The following is a 16,824-nucleotide window of genomic DNA, read 5'->3' as shown; positions in this document are numbered from 1 at the left end:
AACAAACGAGGAACGAATAGCTATGGCTGACGTTCAAGTGCTAGGCGCACACCAAATGTGACTAATACCGCACCCGTTGTACCTTGCAATGCCTTTTGAACAATTGGTTTTTTCAGCCAACGTGAGAACGCTTCGATTAGTAATACATACAACGTAAAGACCATAATCGTCATGACGCCATATGCTAGCCCCATTAATGAAAACTGCAGCATATGATTTAGATTATCCGTCACGAACTGTGGTAAAAATGTGAGGAAAAACACTGCTACTTTTGGATTCGATGCACAGGTGATGAACCCCTGTAAGTAGAATGATTTTTGTTTTTTTGCCTTCGTCATCGCAGCTGGCTCTTCTTTACGAAGCACTGTGCGTAGGGATGAAATGCCGATATAAATTAAATACGCGGCACCGACCCATTTTAATATGGTGAAGAGCCATGCTGATTTGACAATCAGTGCAGACAACCCAAGCACTGCTGCTGCAGTATGAATGAATAGCCCTGACACCGAGCCAATCACCGTTTTCATGCCCGCCTTTTTGCCATGAACAATCGAGTTTTGAATGACAAGTCCAGAATCTGGTCCCGGTACTAAAATAAGTAGTAGGGACATTAATAAAAATACGCCGATATTTTCCATCTTGCGCCGTCCTTTCGATTAAAATACTGACGCCATCATATCATACTCATTTTGGCTTGTGTGCTATTTCAAAAAAACAATCAGCGTAGTAGTTTGCTAAAGCAATAGACTGCTAAAACACTGTTATACCAACAAAAAAGAGACCCTTCAGCTGAAGAGTCTCGTCGTCTTAATATTTTTTCCAAATATTTTCTCGTAGTCGTTGAATCAATTGAACCCAATAAATTTTCGTATTGTTCGCATTGAAGCGCAGTGCCTCACCGTACGCATGATTACTCATCGCTTCGGTTTCCTTTTGATCTGATAATCGCTCAACAATTAACGCCGCAAGCTCTTCCTCATTATTACGACTCGCAAGCAACCCGCTAATCTTATGTAAAATCAAATCACCAGGACCGTATAAATAATTGTAGCTCGCAGTTGGCACGCCGTACGCTAGATTGTATAAAATCGGCAATGGCACCTCACTATCGATGCTCGTCGAAATCGCCATTTGCACATGATTGTACACATTCGCGTCAAGCTCTGGAATAATGCCAATCTTATCGTCGAGCCCAAGCTCCTGAATCAACGCTTCAACCGCTTCTCGCTCCGAGCCCTCGCCACACATATACAGCGTCGCCTCTGGTAGCTGCTGTACGATGCGGTTGAAAACACGTACTGCCGCCTGTGGATTATAGCGCGGCTCAAATGGTGCCACAAATAATAATGCATATGGCTGACGGTCTTTGAAATTCACACGCTGTGGCACTTCGACAAGCCCCGTCGGAATCGCAAATTGATTTTTCACATCACCAAAGCGCTCCTGCACATGGTCATACTGCTCGTTTGAGTCATAGACGACAGCCGCCGACTTATCAAACTGCTGGAACACATGACGGTATTCCTCATTTAATGAGCCATCAATCGGATTATTCGGGAAGTCAATATGCGGCTCATGGATCATTGTCACGATTTTTGCTCGTGGACCTAAATCCTCTAAAATCGTCGCATACGGTTTTTGCGAATCAACGAAGCAGTAATTCGTCTCCGTCTCCTCTAGCACCATTTTCAACCAAAAGCCCGCAAGCTCCGTTTCCGTCTCACATTGATATAAAATCGAGCCATCTTCATCCACTAATTGAATTAATGCTAACTCATCCTGTTCAAAGAAATGATACATACAAACGCGGCCATCTGTGCGGTAAAAAATCTCACATGTTACTTCATCACGTTGAATGACCTGTACTTTACTTAAAAAGCCATTCGAATCATAAATATCACTACGAATAATGCGACCATGCGTATCATAATGTACGACCATTTCTAAGCGGCCTTCCTCACTATAATTTCGATATTGAACGGGCTTGCCTTCACTATCTAGCACGCCAACATCATTTGAATCTGGTACCTTTTCATAGGACCATAGCGGATTGAGCGGCCATTCTTTCGGCTGTCCCATCTCCATATTCGTCTCTTGAAGGTCGGCATATAAATTTAAAAACTGTGTGTCACTGTCCAACACACCGCGCTCAATTAAGGTGCGGCGTGCCTTCGCTAATTGTGGCTCATATTCAACCGTCACAATTGTTGGTGAGACATGTAGTTTACGCTCAAATAGTTGTGAGCGTAATAAAATAACTTGTTCCAAATTCGTACGGCCATCAGCTAAGTGTTCTGTAAAAAAATAAAATCGTTCCTTCACTCGTTAGCCCCCTATATTCCCTCGAAATTTCATTACTTTTATTATAACGGATGTGTACTAAAAAAAGCCCGTTCCCTCGCTAAAATGAGCGGAACGGACTGCATTTCAATCAGCTGACCACAAGCAGAATACCCATATTATGGTTGTTCTATCCCGTCTACATAGTTCTTCCCGTTGTGAGGTCCTTGCGCAAGAACACCATCTATAAAGTAGCGCTTCTGATAAAAACCTGTTAATTTTATGCCATTGTCAAAGCAATACGTCACATTATTTATCGTATAAACACCATGTGCCGGCTTTGTGCGTGCATACCAAATTCCTTCATACTCGACTATATGATTGTGTGGGCGACCATTAAAGTACAATTCGCCGCTTCGTAATACATACCCTTCTTCTAGCTTCCCATTCACATAATAGGCCAATTGATAAAAACCTGTAACACCTTTTCCATTTTCTACCGCATATTCCTCCCCAGCAGCCGTAAAAATAATGCCCGTTGCCGGATACTCATTGTAATACCAGTTGTCCTCAAAGCGCTTTACACCAGTATTTGGCACACCATCATAGTAGAGCTTGCCACCAATGAGCATAAGCCCACGCATTCGCTCGCCGTCCTTGTAATAAATCCCCTGCACAAGCCCATTTGCGAGCACACCCTTTACTAAATAACGCACACCAAGCCCCGGTACATCATAGCGTCCATTCGCAAGTGCCCCGTTGACGTAATAAATGCCGTTATCTAGGAAAATTCCCTCGACCTGCAGCCCATCGACGAAAAAGAGTCCACCATGCCACTTACGTCCGGTCTCACGTACCCCATTTGTATACAGAATCTTTTGTGCCACACCAGTAAAGCGCACACCGTCCTTATAGTAAATGTCACCTACGAGACCCGTCACATTGACACCTTGCGATAGCATTCGCTCTACCCCATGAATGACTGTCAGCCCATTCGCTAGAGTTGCGCCGTTAAACCATTTATCTCGAAATAACACGACACCGACATTGGGCTGCCCTTTAAAATAAAGCGTACCATTCGTGTAATAAAAATCACTCACCGCTTCACCGTTCACATACTCCACATAGTCCTTCACACCACTCGCCAGGCGTCCCTGTGACACGAGTAGCTGCTGATTGCCGACTGTGATTAAGCCATTTGCGAGCATACCATTTTCATAATAGCGATCATGATACGACGCAATCCCTACTGAAAGGACTCCGTTACTATACAGGTTTTCATTATAAAGCTGTGTCCCCGTCGCAATCACGCCATTATAATAAAGCTTCCCTGAAATCAGCTCATAACCACGTGGTTGCGGTTGTTCCGGAGCCTGTGCTTCAGAAACTTCATCATCAGTCTCTGAGTCAGGCGCCGTTGTGTCATCGGGTGTCTCCGGCTCAGAATCTGACACCTCAAGCCCATCCACCACATGGAACTGCTCACCCGCTTCCGTCGTAATCGAGCCATTCGCAAGCTTGCCGCCCGCATACCAAACATCATTGACTTGCACCGTCGCCGTTTCGATATCCCCGTCACAATAAAGGGTCCCCTCATACAGCTTATAGCCCGCTGGTTTTTTACCATCCACATACAGTGACTGGTCAACCACACCTGAAAACACCTTGCCTTCCTCTAAATAAAGGCCATCCTGCTCACCAGAATACGGCGCGCCTTCCTCGTAATAAACGCCCCCTACTAAGCCACTTACCTTCTCACCGTCCGCATATAAGACCTCATCTTTTAGCCCAGAATAAAGAGCGCCATTCGCATACACTTTCCCTTTATATGTACCGCTACTCGCTACACCTTTTTTGTAGTACACATCCCGAATCACCCCGGTATAAGGAGCGCCTTTTCGGTAGATTTTTGCCTTATATGTACCGCTCGCTGTACTACCTTTTTTGTAATAGGTGAGATCCTTTACACCCGTAAAAAGCTTGCCATTGTAATAGACCTTTGCTTTGTAGCGCACATGCCCCTTGACGACCTTGCCTGTTTTTTTCGATACGAGCTTTCCTGATTTTAATTCGACACTCGCCCCAACCTTTTTAATCGCCGCCTCTGCTTCAATCGCCATCGATACAAACAAGGCCGTCACGGTTATTCCTGCTACAAACTTTTTCATCGCCATCCTCCATCCACTATCTTTTCATCTTATATCGACATAGGCCCTTCAAATTAAAATTAAAAACCCCAACCATTGGAAGTGGCTGGGGCTTTTCCTTCATCGATAAAACACAATATTCGTCACAGCCATACCTTTTGGCACATTTTCAAACTCAAAAAAGATCGCACTATCATCCGCAACAACCGCTTCTTTTTCAATTGGCTCATTTAATGGTTCAATAGTCGTTGTCTCACGCAACTGCTTATCTCCGCGAAGTGTCATCGTCACAGGCGCCTCTAACAAACTATCATTCATCGCCTGGCTACGCGACAATGTATAGCGCATTTTTTTGAAGACTACATGTTTGTTGAATACATTATTATCCGGCAAATGCAAGCTCACCATGACTGCTGCGCGCTTTGCATCTTGCTGTAGCACAAAGCCATTCGTATGCTTTTTATTATTCGAATCAATATACGGCGATGCTGTTGTGATCGACTCAAACTGAAAATCGCTCATCCAATGCACATGGCCTTCCGCTAATAGGTCATTAAATGTTGAAGAAGTAAAACGTTTTTTAATCACTGCCGCACGCTTATCAATTTTTTTCTGAAATTTTTTTGGAAGCGCCGGATAGTTCATTTTTTTACGCAATGCCTTGCCAGCTTTTAGCTCCGCCTGCGCCCTCTTATATGTAGCCTCTGCTTCGTCATACTCTAAAGCACGCACTTGCGCCTCTGCTGTTTCAAGCATCTGCCACGCCGTCAGCTCATGCTGCACGCGCTTCATTGCACGCTTTCCTGGATTGACATATGCTGTCGTCAGCCGCTTCGTTGCGGCCTTACCCGGATTGACCGTCTTAATTTGTCCTTCAAATTGAGCAAGCGCAAGGCGATATTTCAAATCTTCTTGACCAATCAAGCGTGAAATATCCCCCTTTTCGACTACGCGATTGTAGACAGCCGTTTGTTTTTTCAACGCCTCACCTTGCTTCGCTAACTTTTGTTCTTTTTCCTTATTCGTCTGTGGGAAAGTTAAATCCTTCGTTGCCACATAGCCAAATTTATTGCGATATTCAATTTTCGTCCATACTTTACCGCGCTTTCGAATCAGTACAATTTCTCCTGCCTCGATCGTGCGCAGCTCCACTTTTCCTGCATGCTTGTACATGATTGTCACCTTTTTCGTCGTCGAACGAACAATTTCACGTGCCTCTACTTGTACTGGTAATGACGCCATCAATATCGTAGCCGCTAAACTACTAGTGATTAGTCGCTTCATCTAGTCGTCCCCCTTTCCTCGTATATCGGTCAATTAAAAAAAGGCTGCAGCCGCAACCTTAAATCGATACTTTCATCTCATCATATACAAGCTGTGCTTTCGCCTGACGTAGTGCATTTTTCACCTTCAGCAGCTCGACTAATTTCGTCTTGCGCCCACTTTGCACCTTTTTCGCCTGCGCCAATGCCCCCATATAATGTTGCCACGATGTTTCCGTATAAAAATTAGCCGTACGTTCCGCTTCGTCGATAAATGAGGCAAGCGCATACGCAACTTCACGCTGTACATGACTAGCCGTTGACTCCAGCCCATCTATCGCAGTAGCAAGCATTTTCGTTATTTTCGTATAATCCTCTACTGCATCGTGCATACTCTCAGCTACCTGCTTCGTATGCGTTAATATATCAACATATGAATCGAGTGTGTGCTTTTCCATCGTCCTCATCCTCTCATATATTTTTTCTATTATATACCTTATTACCTACAAATTAAACTTTTAAAACTATTTAATTTGTAAAAGTTTTTAATAAAACGTTTACACAAGGTTCATAAGACCTTTTAAAATAGGTTTTTTGACTCAAAAAAAAAACAAGCCATGCATTATCAGACGATAACACATGACCTATTATTACTGTGCTTTCATGGTTTTTTGAGCTGTTACCTTATCACCGTTTAATACACGCACGTCCACTAAATGGTCGTCATATTTTGCGTTAAATTGCTTCGCATATTTCGTCACCCATTTTTGAGCAACACTTTTTTTTACTACTAGATTGAATATCTACTAAGACATTTTTAGCAGCTGGATCAATCAGCACATATACAGAATCTACACCTTTTTCCTGTTCAATGGCTTTTTGTAGCTGTTTGTCGGACTTGAATGTAGCCACTTTTGTCGTAGAACCCTCATTTTTCTTTTCTAATTTAGCCTCTGTTTTTTCCTGCTGTTCCTTCGATACTTCTACAGATTGCGCCCCTGTTTTTGTATCAGTAGCTTGCTCTGTTTTAGGTGTCTCAGCTTTTTCCTTCTCATCCTCATTACCACAAGCACCTAACAATAAAGCAGCCGCCACGCACGAACCATATATAATTTTTTTCAAAATAAACCCTCCAAAATAGTATATTTACATTATATAGGAACGTTTTTAGTAATTCTTTAGTTTCTTACAATTGTAATAAAAAAGTAAAATTACTATTTTTAGATATTTCTATCTAGTTAATTCTATAAAAACGAAAAAAATCATTTTTACATTAAAAAAAGTATATAAACAACAAAAAAGAAACCATTATAACAACTGGTCCCTTTTTCACCTTTATAACTTAATGTGCTATCAAAGTAAGCTTCGTAATTTCACCCTTATTAACAAGGTTAACAAGCGCATTTCCTTTATTCAAGCGATCATCTTTGTACAACTTTCCTAGAATACTTGATAGCTAGCAATAGATTTCCCTTTATTAGTCGTTAACACACCATCTTGATTAAGCTGTTTATCTGATGCTTCTATCATCATACCTACGCTTGAACCTATAATTAAAGTCGCACTTATTTTCTTTTTAATCCGAAATCTTCGAACTATATAGACTTTCGCATCATAGTACTAAAAAGGGGACTACCTAAAAAATTATTTACTAATATTGCATTTCCTCACGTATTCATTAATGATATAATATATAAAAAATAGTATATTTTAACTTTTTTATAAACATTAGGATATGATTAAAATGAAAACAATTATCTATTTAGATTACAATGTATTCATAAATTGTATGAAAACTAATAGTATCTTCGAAAAAATAACTTCGTTAAACAAAGATTTTGATTTTTATTACGCCCCTCCTTATTTAGAAGAGGTTGCTAATATCCCTACTGGAAAAAAAGAAGAAATCAATAATCATTTAAATGCTATCGATCAAATTTTCCAAAAAAGAATTTTCAGACCAGTTGAAGATGGTGATATTGTTCCATATAACGAAAGCGCTAGAACAGTATATAATAGAGTAATAAAACTTTTCGATTTAACTATATGGGCCGAGCATCTAGAAAAGGGAAACTTATCGTATATTAGCTCATTTCGTAGCAATCATAATATCCAAACTAAAATTGTAAGTAATGTTCCATATAACGAAATATTATCCTCACTTAATGTAAAACAATACATCGATGCCCGCTTCGACAAAGAGTTTTTTATGGATCCCTTGAAAAATAAACAATATTTAAATAATCATCGAGATACAGAAAGTTTAGTTAATTTACTTTTCAACACTTTAGAAAGAATAGGTTATAAACCTGAAAAATCTGGCACTAATAAAAGTCGTTCTAGAATGCATGATGTCTCTCATGCTATTTATGCTACAAAAGCTGACTATTTTATTGTAGATGATAAAAAATTCCGCGAAAAATGTAAAGCAGTATACCATGCTTTAGGTGTACCAACTAAAGTTTATTCATATAATGATTGGATAGCTAGCCTACAATAAAAACAACATAAATTTAGTAAATCTAATAAAAAGTTATTAACTACTGATACATCTAAACAACAAATTTTATGAAAGAAGTGCAGACTCATTGTAATTTATATATATTGAGTCTGCACTTTTTATATAGACTATGTGTTAATTGAACATTTTTGCATTGATAACCTTATAAATAAAGTTCATATAATATACACCATTATCATTGCGTATATTAAAATTTTGTATTAAAAATAAGCCTACTTATCCTTTCACTTCAACAACTCCAATATCCCCTGGCTCATTTGATTGGCCTGGCTCGTCACTGACTGAGCTGCCTGCAAAATAAGTTGATTTCTACTCAATGTAATCGACATTTTTGCAATATCCGTATCTCTCACACGCGATTCTGCGGCTGTCAAAGACTCCTTATATGCCTCTGTATTGTTTTGAACATGCTCCAAGACATTCATCTACGCACCAAATTTTGAGCGCTCGCTCGATAACGACTCAATTTTACTCTTATAGCCGCTATATGTACCCGAACTCGCTGATGGTAAATTTTGAACGGTTTGCGAACCTACATTTTTAAGATACGACCCTAAATAGCCATAAATTTCGCCATTTGGACCAACAATATTCATGTCCGGATAATTGAAATTGCCAATCGCGCTAAAATCACAAAATATTTCTAGTGGCGACGTATCACCGGGCTTTACCTCGATGTACCCAACCGTCTTTTTTTCATTTGGCGAAACCGTTATATCTAAAATGGTAGTCGGTGGTGGCGTTACCGCGCCGATATTTAACAATTTGATCGTATTAAATTCGGTATTATTCGCAATGTCATTAATCCCTTGCTTTAATTGCTGCACTTCTTGCACAATGAGCGCACGGTCCGCATCTGTTAGCGTGTCATTCACCGCCCCTGCACAGCCAATTCACGCATCCGAATCAAATTAGGATTATTAATTTGCGCAAGCCCAGAATCCGCCACTTATACGAGCGAGAGGCCATTTTGAATGTTTTTTTCAGCCATTGCAAGACCATTAATTTGCCCGCGCATCTTCTCAGAAATTGAAATGCCAGCCGCATCATCCGCCGCTCCGTTAATTTTATAACCGCTCGATAATTTCTCATACGTTTTTTGCATCTTATTTGCTGTTTTCATGATGTTATTATGACTATTCAATACCGCAGCATTATGTTGAATCCTCATCATATCCCTCGATCAATACAGTTAATATTCACTATATCGATAGAAGGTTAAAATTGAGTTAAATTTTTAGAAAGTTAAAATTAGTCTTTTCACTCGCTCGAAAATGTTTAACAAAATATTTATGTAACAATAGAAAAAAAGGGAATCGCCGATGCGATTCCCTTTTTGTTATTGCGCTTTTTTATAATCATACATCAAGACACCATCTAATAATCCTTGAGCTTGTTTAGATGTTAATGTTTTATTAATTGTTTTCTTTTTCGTTATTACTGATACAGTAGCTTTCTTATTCGCATGAATATTATTTTTTATCCATTTACGATCTGCCGCCGTTAATTTTTTAATAACATATTCATTTTTAGAGCCGCTATAGTATGCAGAACCTGTAAGCGATTTTGTTAATGTTTTACCATTCGATTTGATTACTAATTTTTTGAACGTAAGCTTTTGTGTTGTCTTTACTTCTACACCTAACTCAGAAGATAGCTCTCCATAAGAAGTCCGCACAAGACTTGCGATAGTTGGTGTACTTCGAATTGTTCCATCTTTATTGAATAAATATTTAGAGCTATAGTTACCATTACTGAATAAATACACATTTTTAGATGGATTATATTTCACCGTAATTGTACGCTTTGCAGTCGCTTTATTTCCTGAACGATCTTTTACAGTGTACGTTAATTTATAGACACCAGGCACATTCGCATTAAATTTCCCTGACACCTTAATAACTTTCGTTAAATCCCCTTCACCAATATCTATAGCTTTCATCCCTTGTAAAGCCTTTGCGCCAGTATTTGCATACACAGAAATATTTTTAACTCCTCTTAATAGAGGTTTTTCCGTATCGACTACTTTAAAATCTCTTTTCACTTCAAAACCTAAATACTTTGCGATTACCGTAACATTCCCCAACTGATTAGCTACTAAATAATTATTCTCTGGATTGACATAAGCAACGTCTATATTATTTGGATGAAAACTGACACCTTTCGTTACATCTTCAACTTTTCCATTTGCTCGTTGCACTCGTACCCAAGGCTCATAGTAATAGCCAAGTTCTAATGTTTTCCACTCGTTAGGCAACATAATATTTTCTACATATGTTTCGATATTTTTCCCGCTATATACCGTTTTATTGATTAAAAGATATTGTGCTTTATTCGATAACGCTAGTTGATTTTTCGCGACTTCTTTGTCATCTTTTTCCGTATAAATACGGTCGCCCGTCTTAAAATTATACAATCTGAACTGTAAATCTTTATTGCGCAAAGCAATATAGCTGTTCGAGCGATCTACAACTAAATTTGAAGCATTTTCTGTACCGATAAATTGTACATCTTTCTTTTGATAATTAGACGTGCCCCATACAGTCACACCTTCTTTTGTAGAAACAATAAGCATCGTATTATCTGGTGTGAAAACAGCATTTTTAATACCACTATCAAATTCTAATAGCGTTTTAAATTCGCCTTGCGCGTTCAAGATTGTAATTGAGTCATCACGTACAATAGCGATGTCTTGACCTACGAGTATTTGATTCGATTCCCCAATCGAATTTTTAAAAATAATTTCATTACTTTCTAAATTATAAGCCGAAATTTCATCATATCTGGACTTTGTAATAAGGATATTTGAATTTTGAATAAATCCTACTGGTAAATCATGACTATCGATCGCATTCACATTTCCAAAAGCATCCTCATGAAAAATTTGAGAACTATATCTATAAGTATAAACATATGCATTTCCAAAGTCATTGACTATAATCGATGAACCTATATCTTCAAATTTTTTAAGTACTCTCCCCGTTTCCATATTCACTAAGAATCCTTCATTGTTATAACCCTTTAGCAAAACGTTGACACCATCTGGATTCGACTTTAGTGAACCTTTTACCTCGTCATAAGAATATCCACCATTAATCTCGGACATTTTAATTCCTTCTGTAGCTTTAACTGAATGAAAAGATACAAACATAGCACACAGTAAAACGCTAAACATCATAATTTTTTTCATATAATTCCCTCTCTTTCTAAATCATCATACCTATAAAAAAATAAATATACAATAAGAATTAAAAAATTGGATATTTTATTCCTTTTTTAAGTCTCTATGAAGTCTTTCTGCCCGTTGACTCACAAATAGGTACGGACTTGTTGAAAAATTGCTCGTTCTTTTGCTCTGTATGCTTGCACGATTTTGAGTACATCTGAGCGCAACAGCACTTCCCTGACCTTACCTCCTTTCCACACACTCGAAGCTGTGCGCTTATGTAGTCGATGTCGTGCTGTTCAATATTAACTACTTCTGACACCCTCAAACCACATTGGCGCTCGCCTCCTTTCAAAATCTGTAAGCCAGTTTAACTAACACCCCATTTTACATCCCTGCAGCCATTTTCAAGTATGCAATGTAGTTGGAAATGAGCTGCTGATCGTCTACATCGTATATGCGGCTAATTACATCATCATCTTCATCTTCATCTTCATCAATTGATGTTTCTGTCGGCACTAACTCCGCCAACCCTAAATCAAAGAAATCTTCCTTACACATTAACTACCCTGTCAGTTCACCAAACTCAATCTTTCTGTAGTATGGCTCACCGTCTACGATTACTCTGTGAAACTTTTCGTTCATGCAAATCTTCCTCTCTCTGCTTTATTTAAATATTGTCGCTAGTTCAGGTTAGCTTAAATAGTTGCTATGACTACCTTTTGCTTCCTTTCAACTTTCACCAAATACTTTTGTCACCAGTTTCTGATTACTTTTGTAGCGAGTTTTCATCCACTACTTCATCGTCAATCACCAAAATTTCTAGCTGTGTTCCCTTGCCGATTTCAAGTCGAATGAATAGGTATTCAACACCATGTTCATTTCTGTAACTCGCCAGTTATGCCTGAATCGGCTCTGTCAAACCTTTCAACATTTCCGTTGGCACAAGTCTCTCATCCATCTCGTCAGCGTAGAGTTGTACACTCTCAACTGCGATTTCCTCCTGCGGAACACAGATTCCCAAACACTCACACAACACCTGTTGCAATCTTTCAACGACATTTACATCAATCTCCTGAAAAATAGGAAGTTCGGTCAAAACGGTACGTCCATGTACCTTGACCGAACTCATGACATCCATGTTACGAAAAAAGCCCATTCCCGTTAAGGAATAGGCTACGATTGTATTCAAAGAAATAATAGTTGTTTGAAGTCGTGTTTAAGACAAAAGAAAAACCCCTAACTACGAGAGTTAGGGGAAAAAGACTACGTCATTTTATTTCCGTTCCATCCATAAGAGAGGTATGGGTTGGATTATTTTGTTACTTTTACTGCTTTATCTGCAGTTGGGATAGCTACTGCAGTTGTAGTATCAGTGTAAGTGATTCCAGTTACAGATGCTACTTCAGGCGATGCTGCTAGAACTGTATTTGCTGCTGTAATTGGAGTTAAGCCTCCGTTTACATCTTCAAATACTACAGTTTTTCCTGAAGCAGTTGATGTTAGGTTAGTTGTATCTGCTGTAAATGTTGTACCACCTACAACTACTTCTGCTGTTGCTGTTGTTGCTACATTAGCATCGAATGTTAATTCTAGTTTTGCTTCTGTTGCCGTTACTGCATCTTTACCTTCTGTACCTAATTCAACTGTTTCACCATCTAGTGTTTGGATAACAGCATCTGCTGCTGTTACAGTAAATGTTGCGCCTGTTGCTGCTTGGATAGCATCTACTACAGCTTGTCCAGTTGCATCGATCACAAATCCATTAGCAAACGAATTAGTACCACCTAATACTACATTGATTTCTTTTTTAGCTGCATCTAATGTTGCAGTAGTATCAACAGTTGTATAAGTAGCTGGTGTTGCTGCATTTACAAAGTTAATTTTGAAACCATTAAATTTACTTGTAGCTGGTGATTTAATATCTTCTGCTGCTAGTTTAGTAGTTACTTTTGATAATGCTGGTGTTGCTAGTACTGCCGCTACAGCTGCAGTATATTTAGCAGATTGTAATGTAGATACTTTTGCTGCTTCAGCTAATTTACCTGTTACCTCTACAGGTGTTACAGAGCCATTATTATTAACTACTGCTGTTAATGCTTTTTCAGCTACTACTTTTTGATCAGCAGTTAATGCTTTATATGCTGCGTTCTTAGCAAGTGCTGCTTTTACTTCTGCTTGTGTACCATTAGAAGCATTGATCGCATCTGCTACTTGTTTAGCTGTTGTTTCTTCTGTTGGTGGTGTAGTTGTATCATTACCTGCTGCTTTTAAGATTTCTTTGATTTTTGTTGAAGTGACTGAACCATTTTCTTTAACAGCTTTAATGATATTAGCTACTGCCTCATCTTGTTCTACTGAAGTTAAGTTAGCGTTAGCAAACTCATCTACTGATTTAAGAGCTTCTTTTACTGCATCCTTGTCGCCAGCTTTTGCTGCTACATTTACAGCTTCAACTGTTGTTGTTGGAATTGCAATTGTAGTACCTACGAATGAGATTGATTCTGATTTGTTTGGTAATACTTTAGTTGCTGAAGCGTTTACTATTACGTCTGCTGGGCTAGTTGCTTTTACAGATAATTTAGCTTGACCGTTTACATTAAGTGCAATACCGTCGAATGCTACAGTTTGGCCTGCTTTTACAGTTTTTTCTGTTTGACCTTCAACTGTAACTTTTACATCGCTAAATTTAGCTGTTACTTCAAATGTTGCTTTAGTGTCGTTATCTAATGCGTATACGAAACCGTTTTGATCTAATGCGCTATATGTGAATACAGCAGTTTCACCAGCATTAACTTTTTTATCTAAGTCATTTACTTCTAACTTAGCATCCGCAACTTTTGAAGCTAAGAAGTAAGTTGTTTCAGCTGTTGTTTGTGTATCTTTATCATCTAATTTATTATCTACAGCGCCAGATTTATCACCATTGTTGATAAATACAGTTGGTTTTGCAAATGCGTCTTTTTCACCTGCTACGCGGAATGTTACTTGACCTTTTGCATCTACTTCAAATTCTTTAACAGTGCTGATAGCGCCGTCAGTTGTTACAGTTGAAGTTGTAGGATTTACTACTTCACCTTTTGCGTTATAACCGAATACTTTTACGTCGCCTTTAACATCGCCTTTTTTGAAGCCAACTAAGACTTTTGTACCTTTAGGAGCAATTTTACCGTCTGTACCTTTAACAGTTACAGTATAATCACGACCACCAAGATTTGCATCTTTAGCTGAAACATTGTTATCTGCTGCTGCTGCGTTTACAGTACCTTTAGCATCTACAGTGATTACTTGAGTAGCTTGAGCTGCGAATGTTACAGTTGGAGCTTGTGCTTGTAATTCTGTTTCTTGGTATTTAGCATCACCAGTATATTTTGATTGTCCATCTGTGTATTTACCGTCAGCAAATACGATTGGTGTTACTGCTGCATCATTACCAGTTAAAGTGAATGTAGTTTCACCATTTGCATTAAGTTTTACTTGAGTATATTGTACGCCGCCAGTAGTTACTTGGTAAGGGTAATCACCTTGTTGAGCACCTTGAATTGCAAGAACTTGACCAGCTGCATCTGTAACTTTTACGTCACGAACTAATTTATCTGGAGTTACGTTAATATTTTCTTTAAATGCGATGTTAATGTAGCCATTTGCATTTTCAGGAGATGAAACTTTATAAACTTTTTTAGCACCGTTCGCTAAAGTGTTACCTTCAGTTACTTCTGTAAGAGCTAAACGTGTGCTTTGACCCCAGTATACGATACCAGCTACAGATTTAACTGATGCATCACCTGTTGGGTAAGCTGTTACTGTATCTTCTGATGGAGAAGCATATTGAGTGTAAGAGTATTTAGCTACACCGTTTTCATCTGTGTAAACTTCTACTTTTTTGTCTGATGCTACGTTGTTAGAACCACCATTGTTTGTATCTTTGTTGCTGTCAACTACGATTGTTACAGGGATACCTGCTTTAGATTGACCTTCTGCAACTTTAACTTGTGCTTCTACAGTTACTTCTTTACCAATTACACCTTGTTGAGATGCTTTAGTAAGAGCAATACCTGTTGGGATTACTGCAGATACGCCAGTGAATGTTTTTGTATCAGCTTCTTTATACACTAATGTGTATTCTTTAGCAGCTTCTTGAGCTGAAGTAGTTAATACAACAACTTTGGAGTCAGTTTGTTTAACTGCTGCGTTTTTAACTTCTAAGCCTTCGATTTTGTAATCTGCAGCTTTAACATCGTCCGCTTTTTGAGCTTCTTTGAATGTTACTTCAACAGTTGTACCGTTAATCGCTTTTACTGAAGCGATATCTTTCGCTACAAGTACGCCGTCTTTGTACTCAGCGCCGTTGATTTCGCCGTTCGCTAATTTACCGTCGTTGTAGAATTTACCGTCTGTTTCTGGGTATTTTACTAAACCTTCAGCAACTTTACCGTTGTTGAATAATGTTTTAGAAGCTTCGTGTAATACGTAGCCTTTTGCAAGTTTACCGTCAACGAATAATAATGTTTCGCCGCCGCGTGTTGCTGTTTTTTGGCCTTTTTTAAGTTTACCGTTTTGGTAAAGGAATTTGTCGCCTTCAACGTTCGTGTAAACTGTGTAACCTTTATCAAGTTTACCGTTTTTGTATAGACGTTCGTTTTTACCAGCTTGTTTCCAACCATCTGCTAATTTACCATCTTTGAATAGTAAAGTTTTGCTGTTAGCTGTTTTGTAGCCTTTTTTAAGTGTTGGGCCGTAGAATAATTTTTGAGCTGCGCCAGTACCGATGATTTTGTATTTTTTAGCTGGAGCTAATTTACCGTTTTTGTAAAGTTTGCCGCCGAATACTTTCCAACCTTTCACTAGTTTACCTGTAGAAGTGTGTACTAGTTGATCCTTAGCGTTTGTTTTGTATGAAGCAGCTGATGCGCCTGGTGCTGCTGCTGTTGCTACTACAGATGCAGTAAGTGCTACTGCTGCTGCAGATTTAATGATTTTGTGTTTTCCCATGAATGAAAATCCTCCCTTAATTAGATATGATTAGTCATCTCGCTTCCTGCGAAAAGTGTATCAACTAATCATGCTTAGCCTAATTATCGTCCAATCGTAGGAGAATTTCCACCTTTTTTTCTACCAAATAATTCTACTTAACAAGGAAGATATCACTATATTAATAACAAAATCAAATTCTTACTCTTATAAACCTCGTATAGAATAGATACTTATTATTTTCATCATAAAAGTGATATTAAATACGATTGTTTAATTCCAAAGTATTGTTTTTAAGTCCTTTCATGTCACAGAATTGTCTATTTTGAGCGATTTCTATGATTTTGTAACAATCGATATCTAATTAGCCGTCATTTCATATAGAGTTTCTTCCTATTATATAGTGAATTTCTTTTGGTTAATATCAACATTCTTTTACATATTTTAACATTAGTTATGTAAGTAATATTACAATTG

The 16,824-nt window shown here is 38.4% G+C and carries 14 protein-coding genes; 1 reads left to right on the top strand and 13 read right to left on the bottom strand.

What is annotated here, in order from left to right:
• Positions 1-20: 20 nt before the first annotated feature.
• The 6 genes from KTHG_RS01520 to KTHG_RS01495 all read right to left on the bottom strand — a co-directional run bounded on the left by KTHG_RS01520 (position 21) and on the right by KTHG_RS01495 (position 6,811).
• Positions 21-638 (bottom strand): LysE family translocator, encoded by a 618-nt coding sequence (locus KTHG_RS01520; RefSeq protein WP_020189153.1) that lies wholly within the window; start codon positions 636-638, stop codon positions 21-23.
• Positions 639-807: 169 nt separating this feature from the next.
• Positions 808-2,322: a glycosyltransferase gene (locus KTHG_RS01515; protein ID WP_020189152.1), complete on the bottom strand. Its 1,515-nt coding sequence runs from the start codon at positions 2,320-2,322 to the stop codon at positions 808-810.
• A gap of 137 nt (positions 2,323-2,459) precedes the next feature.
• On the bottom strand, positions 2,460-4,448 hold the full coding sequence (locus tag KTHG_RS01510) for a hypothetical protein (RefSeq protein ID WP_020189151.1): 1,989 nt from the start codon (positions 4,446-4,448) through the stop codon (positions 2,460-2,462).
• A 99-nt stretch (positions 4,449-4,547) separates the two neighbouring features.
• Positions 4,548-5,711, bottom strand: coding sequence for a hypothetical protein (locus tag KTHG_RS01505; RefSeq protein WP_020189150.1), 1,164 nt, complete (start codon positions 5,709-5,711; stop codon positions 4,548-4,550).
• Between the two features lie 58 nt (positions 5,712-5,769).
• The gene (locus tag KTHG_RS01500; RefSeq protein ID WP_020189149.1) at positions 5,770-6,147 is read right to left on the bottom strand and encodes a hypothetical protein; all 378 of its coding nucleotides are present in this window, start codon (positions 6,145-6,147) and stop codon (positions 5,770-5,772) included.
• A gap of 277 nt (positions 6,148-6,424) precedes the next feature.
• Positions 6,425-6,811, bottom strand: a complete 387-nt coding sequence (locus tag KTHG_RS01495) for a hypothetical protein (RefSeq protein ID WP_020189148.1) — start codon at positions 6,809-6,811, stop codon at positions 6,425-6,427.
• A 622-nt stretch (positions 6,812-7,433) separates the two neighbouring features.
• Between KTHG_RS01495 and KTHG_RS01490 the strand changes: the two genes are divergently transcribed.
• A complete protein-coding gene (locus tag KTHG_RS01490) occupies positions 7,434-8,189 on the top strand; it encodes a hypothetical protein (protein WP_020189147.1) in 756 nt (251 codons plus the stop codon).
• Between the two features lie 245 nt (positions 8,190-8,434).
• Here the strand turns inward: KTHG_RS01490 and KTHG_RS22095 are convergent, their stop codons facing one another.
• From KTHG_RS22095 to KTHG_RS01460, 7 genes are all read right to left on the bottom strand, one after another.
• Complete coding sequence (locus tag KTHG_RS22095) at positions 8,435-8,635, bottom strand: flagellin (RefSeq protein WP_049894810.1); 201 nt, start codon at positions 8,633-8,635, stop codon at positions 8,435-8,437.
• Entirely contained in the window at positions 8,636-9,085 is a 450-nt protein-coding gene (locus KTHG_RS01480) for a flagellin N-terminal helical domain-containing protein (RefSeq protein WP_049894808.1), read from the bottom strand.
• Between the two features lie 74 nt (positions 9,086-9,159).
• Positions 9,160-9,381, bottom strand: coding sequence for a flagellin N-terminal helical domain-containing protein (locus KTHG_RS01475; RefSeq protein ID WP_049894807.1), 222 nt, complete (start codon positions 9,379-9,381; stop codon positions 9,160-9,162).
• 168 nt (positions 9,382-9,549) lie between these two features.
• Positions 9,550-11,316 (bottom strand): immunoglobulin-like domain-containing protein, encoded by a 1,767-nt coding sequence (locus KTHG_RS01470; protein ID WP_186439482.1) that lies wholly within the window; start codon positions 11,314-11,316, stop codon positions 9,550-9,552.
• 447 nt (positions 11,317-11,763) lie between these two features.
• Complete coding sequence (locus KTHG_RS21030; RefSeq protein WP_020189145.1) at positions 11,764-11,937, bottom strand: hypothetical protein; 174 nt, start codon at positions 11,935-11,937, stop codon at positions 11,764-11,766.
• Positions 11,938-12,274: 337 nt separating this feature from the next.
• Positions 12,275-12,517 carry a hypothetical protein gene (locus tag KTHG_RS01465; protein ID WP_020189144.1) on the bottom strand — a complete coding sequence of 81 codons (243 nt, stop codon included), beginning with the start codon at positions 12,515-12,517 and terminating at the stop codon, positions 12,275-12,277.
• A 173-nt stretch (positions 12,518-12,690) separates the two neighbouring features.
• Entirely contained in the window at positions 12,691-16,368 is a 3,678-nt protein-coding gene (locus KTHG_RS01460; protein WP_020189143.1) for a hypothetical protein, read from the bottom strand.
• Positions 16,369-16,824 lie beyond the last annotated feature (456 nt).

Origin of the sequence: Kurthia sp. Dielmo, from assembly GCF_000307285.2 — a bacterium.
GTDB classification, from domain to species: domain Bacteria; phylum Bacillota; class Bacilli; order Bacillales_A; family Planococcaceae; genus Kurthia; species Kurthia populi.
This window is presented reverse-complemented; position numbering and strand designations above follow the sequence as displayed.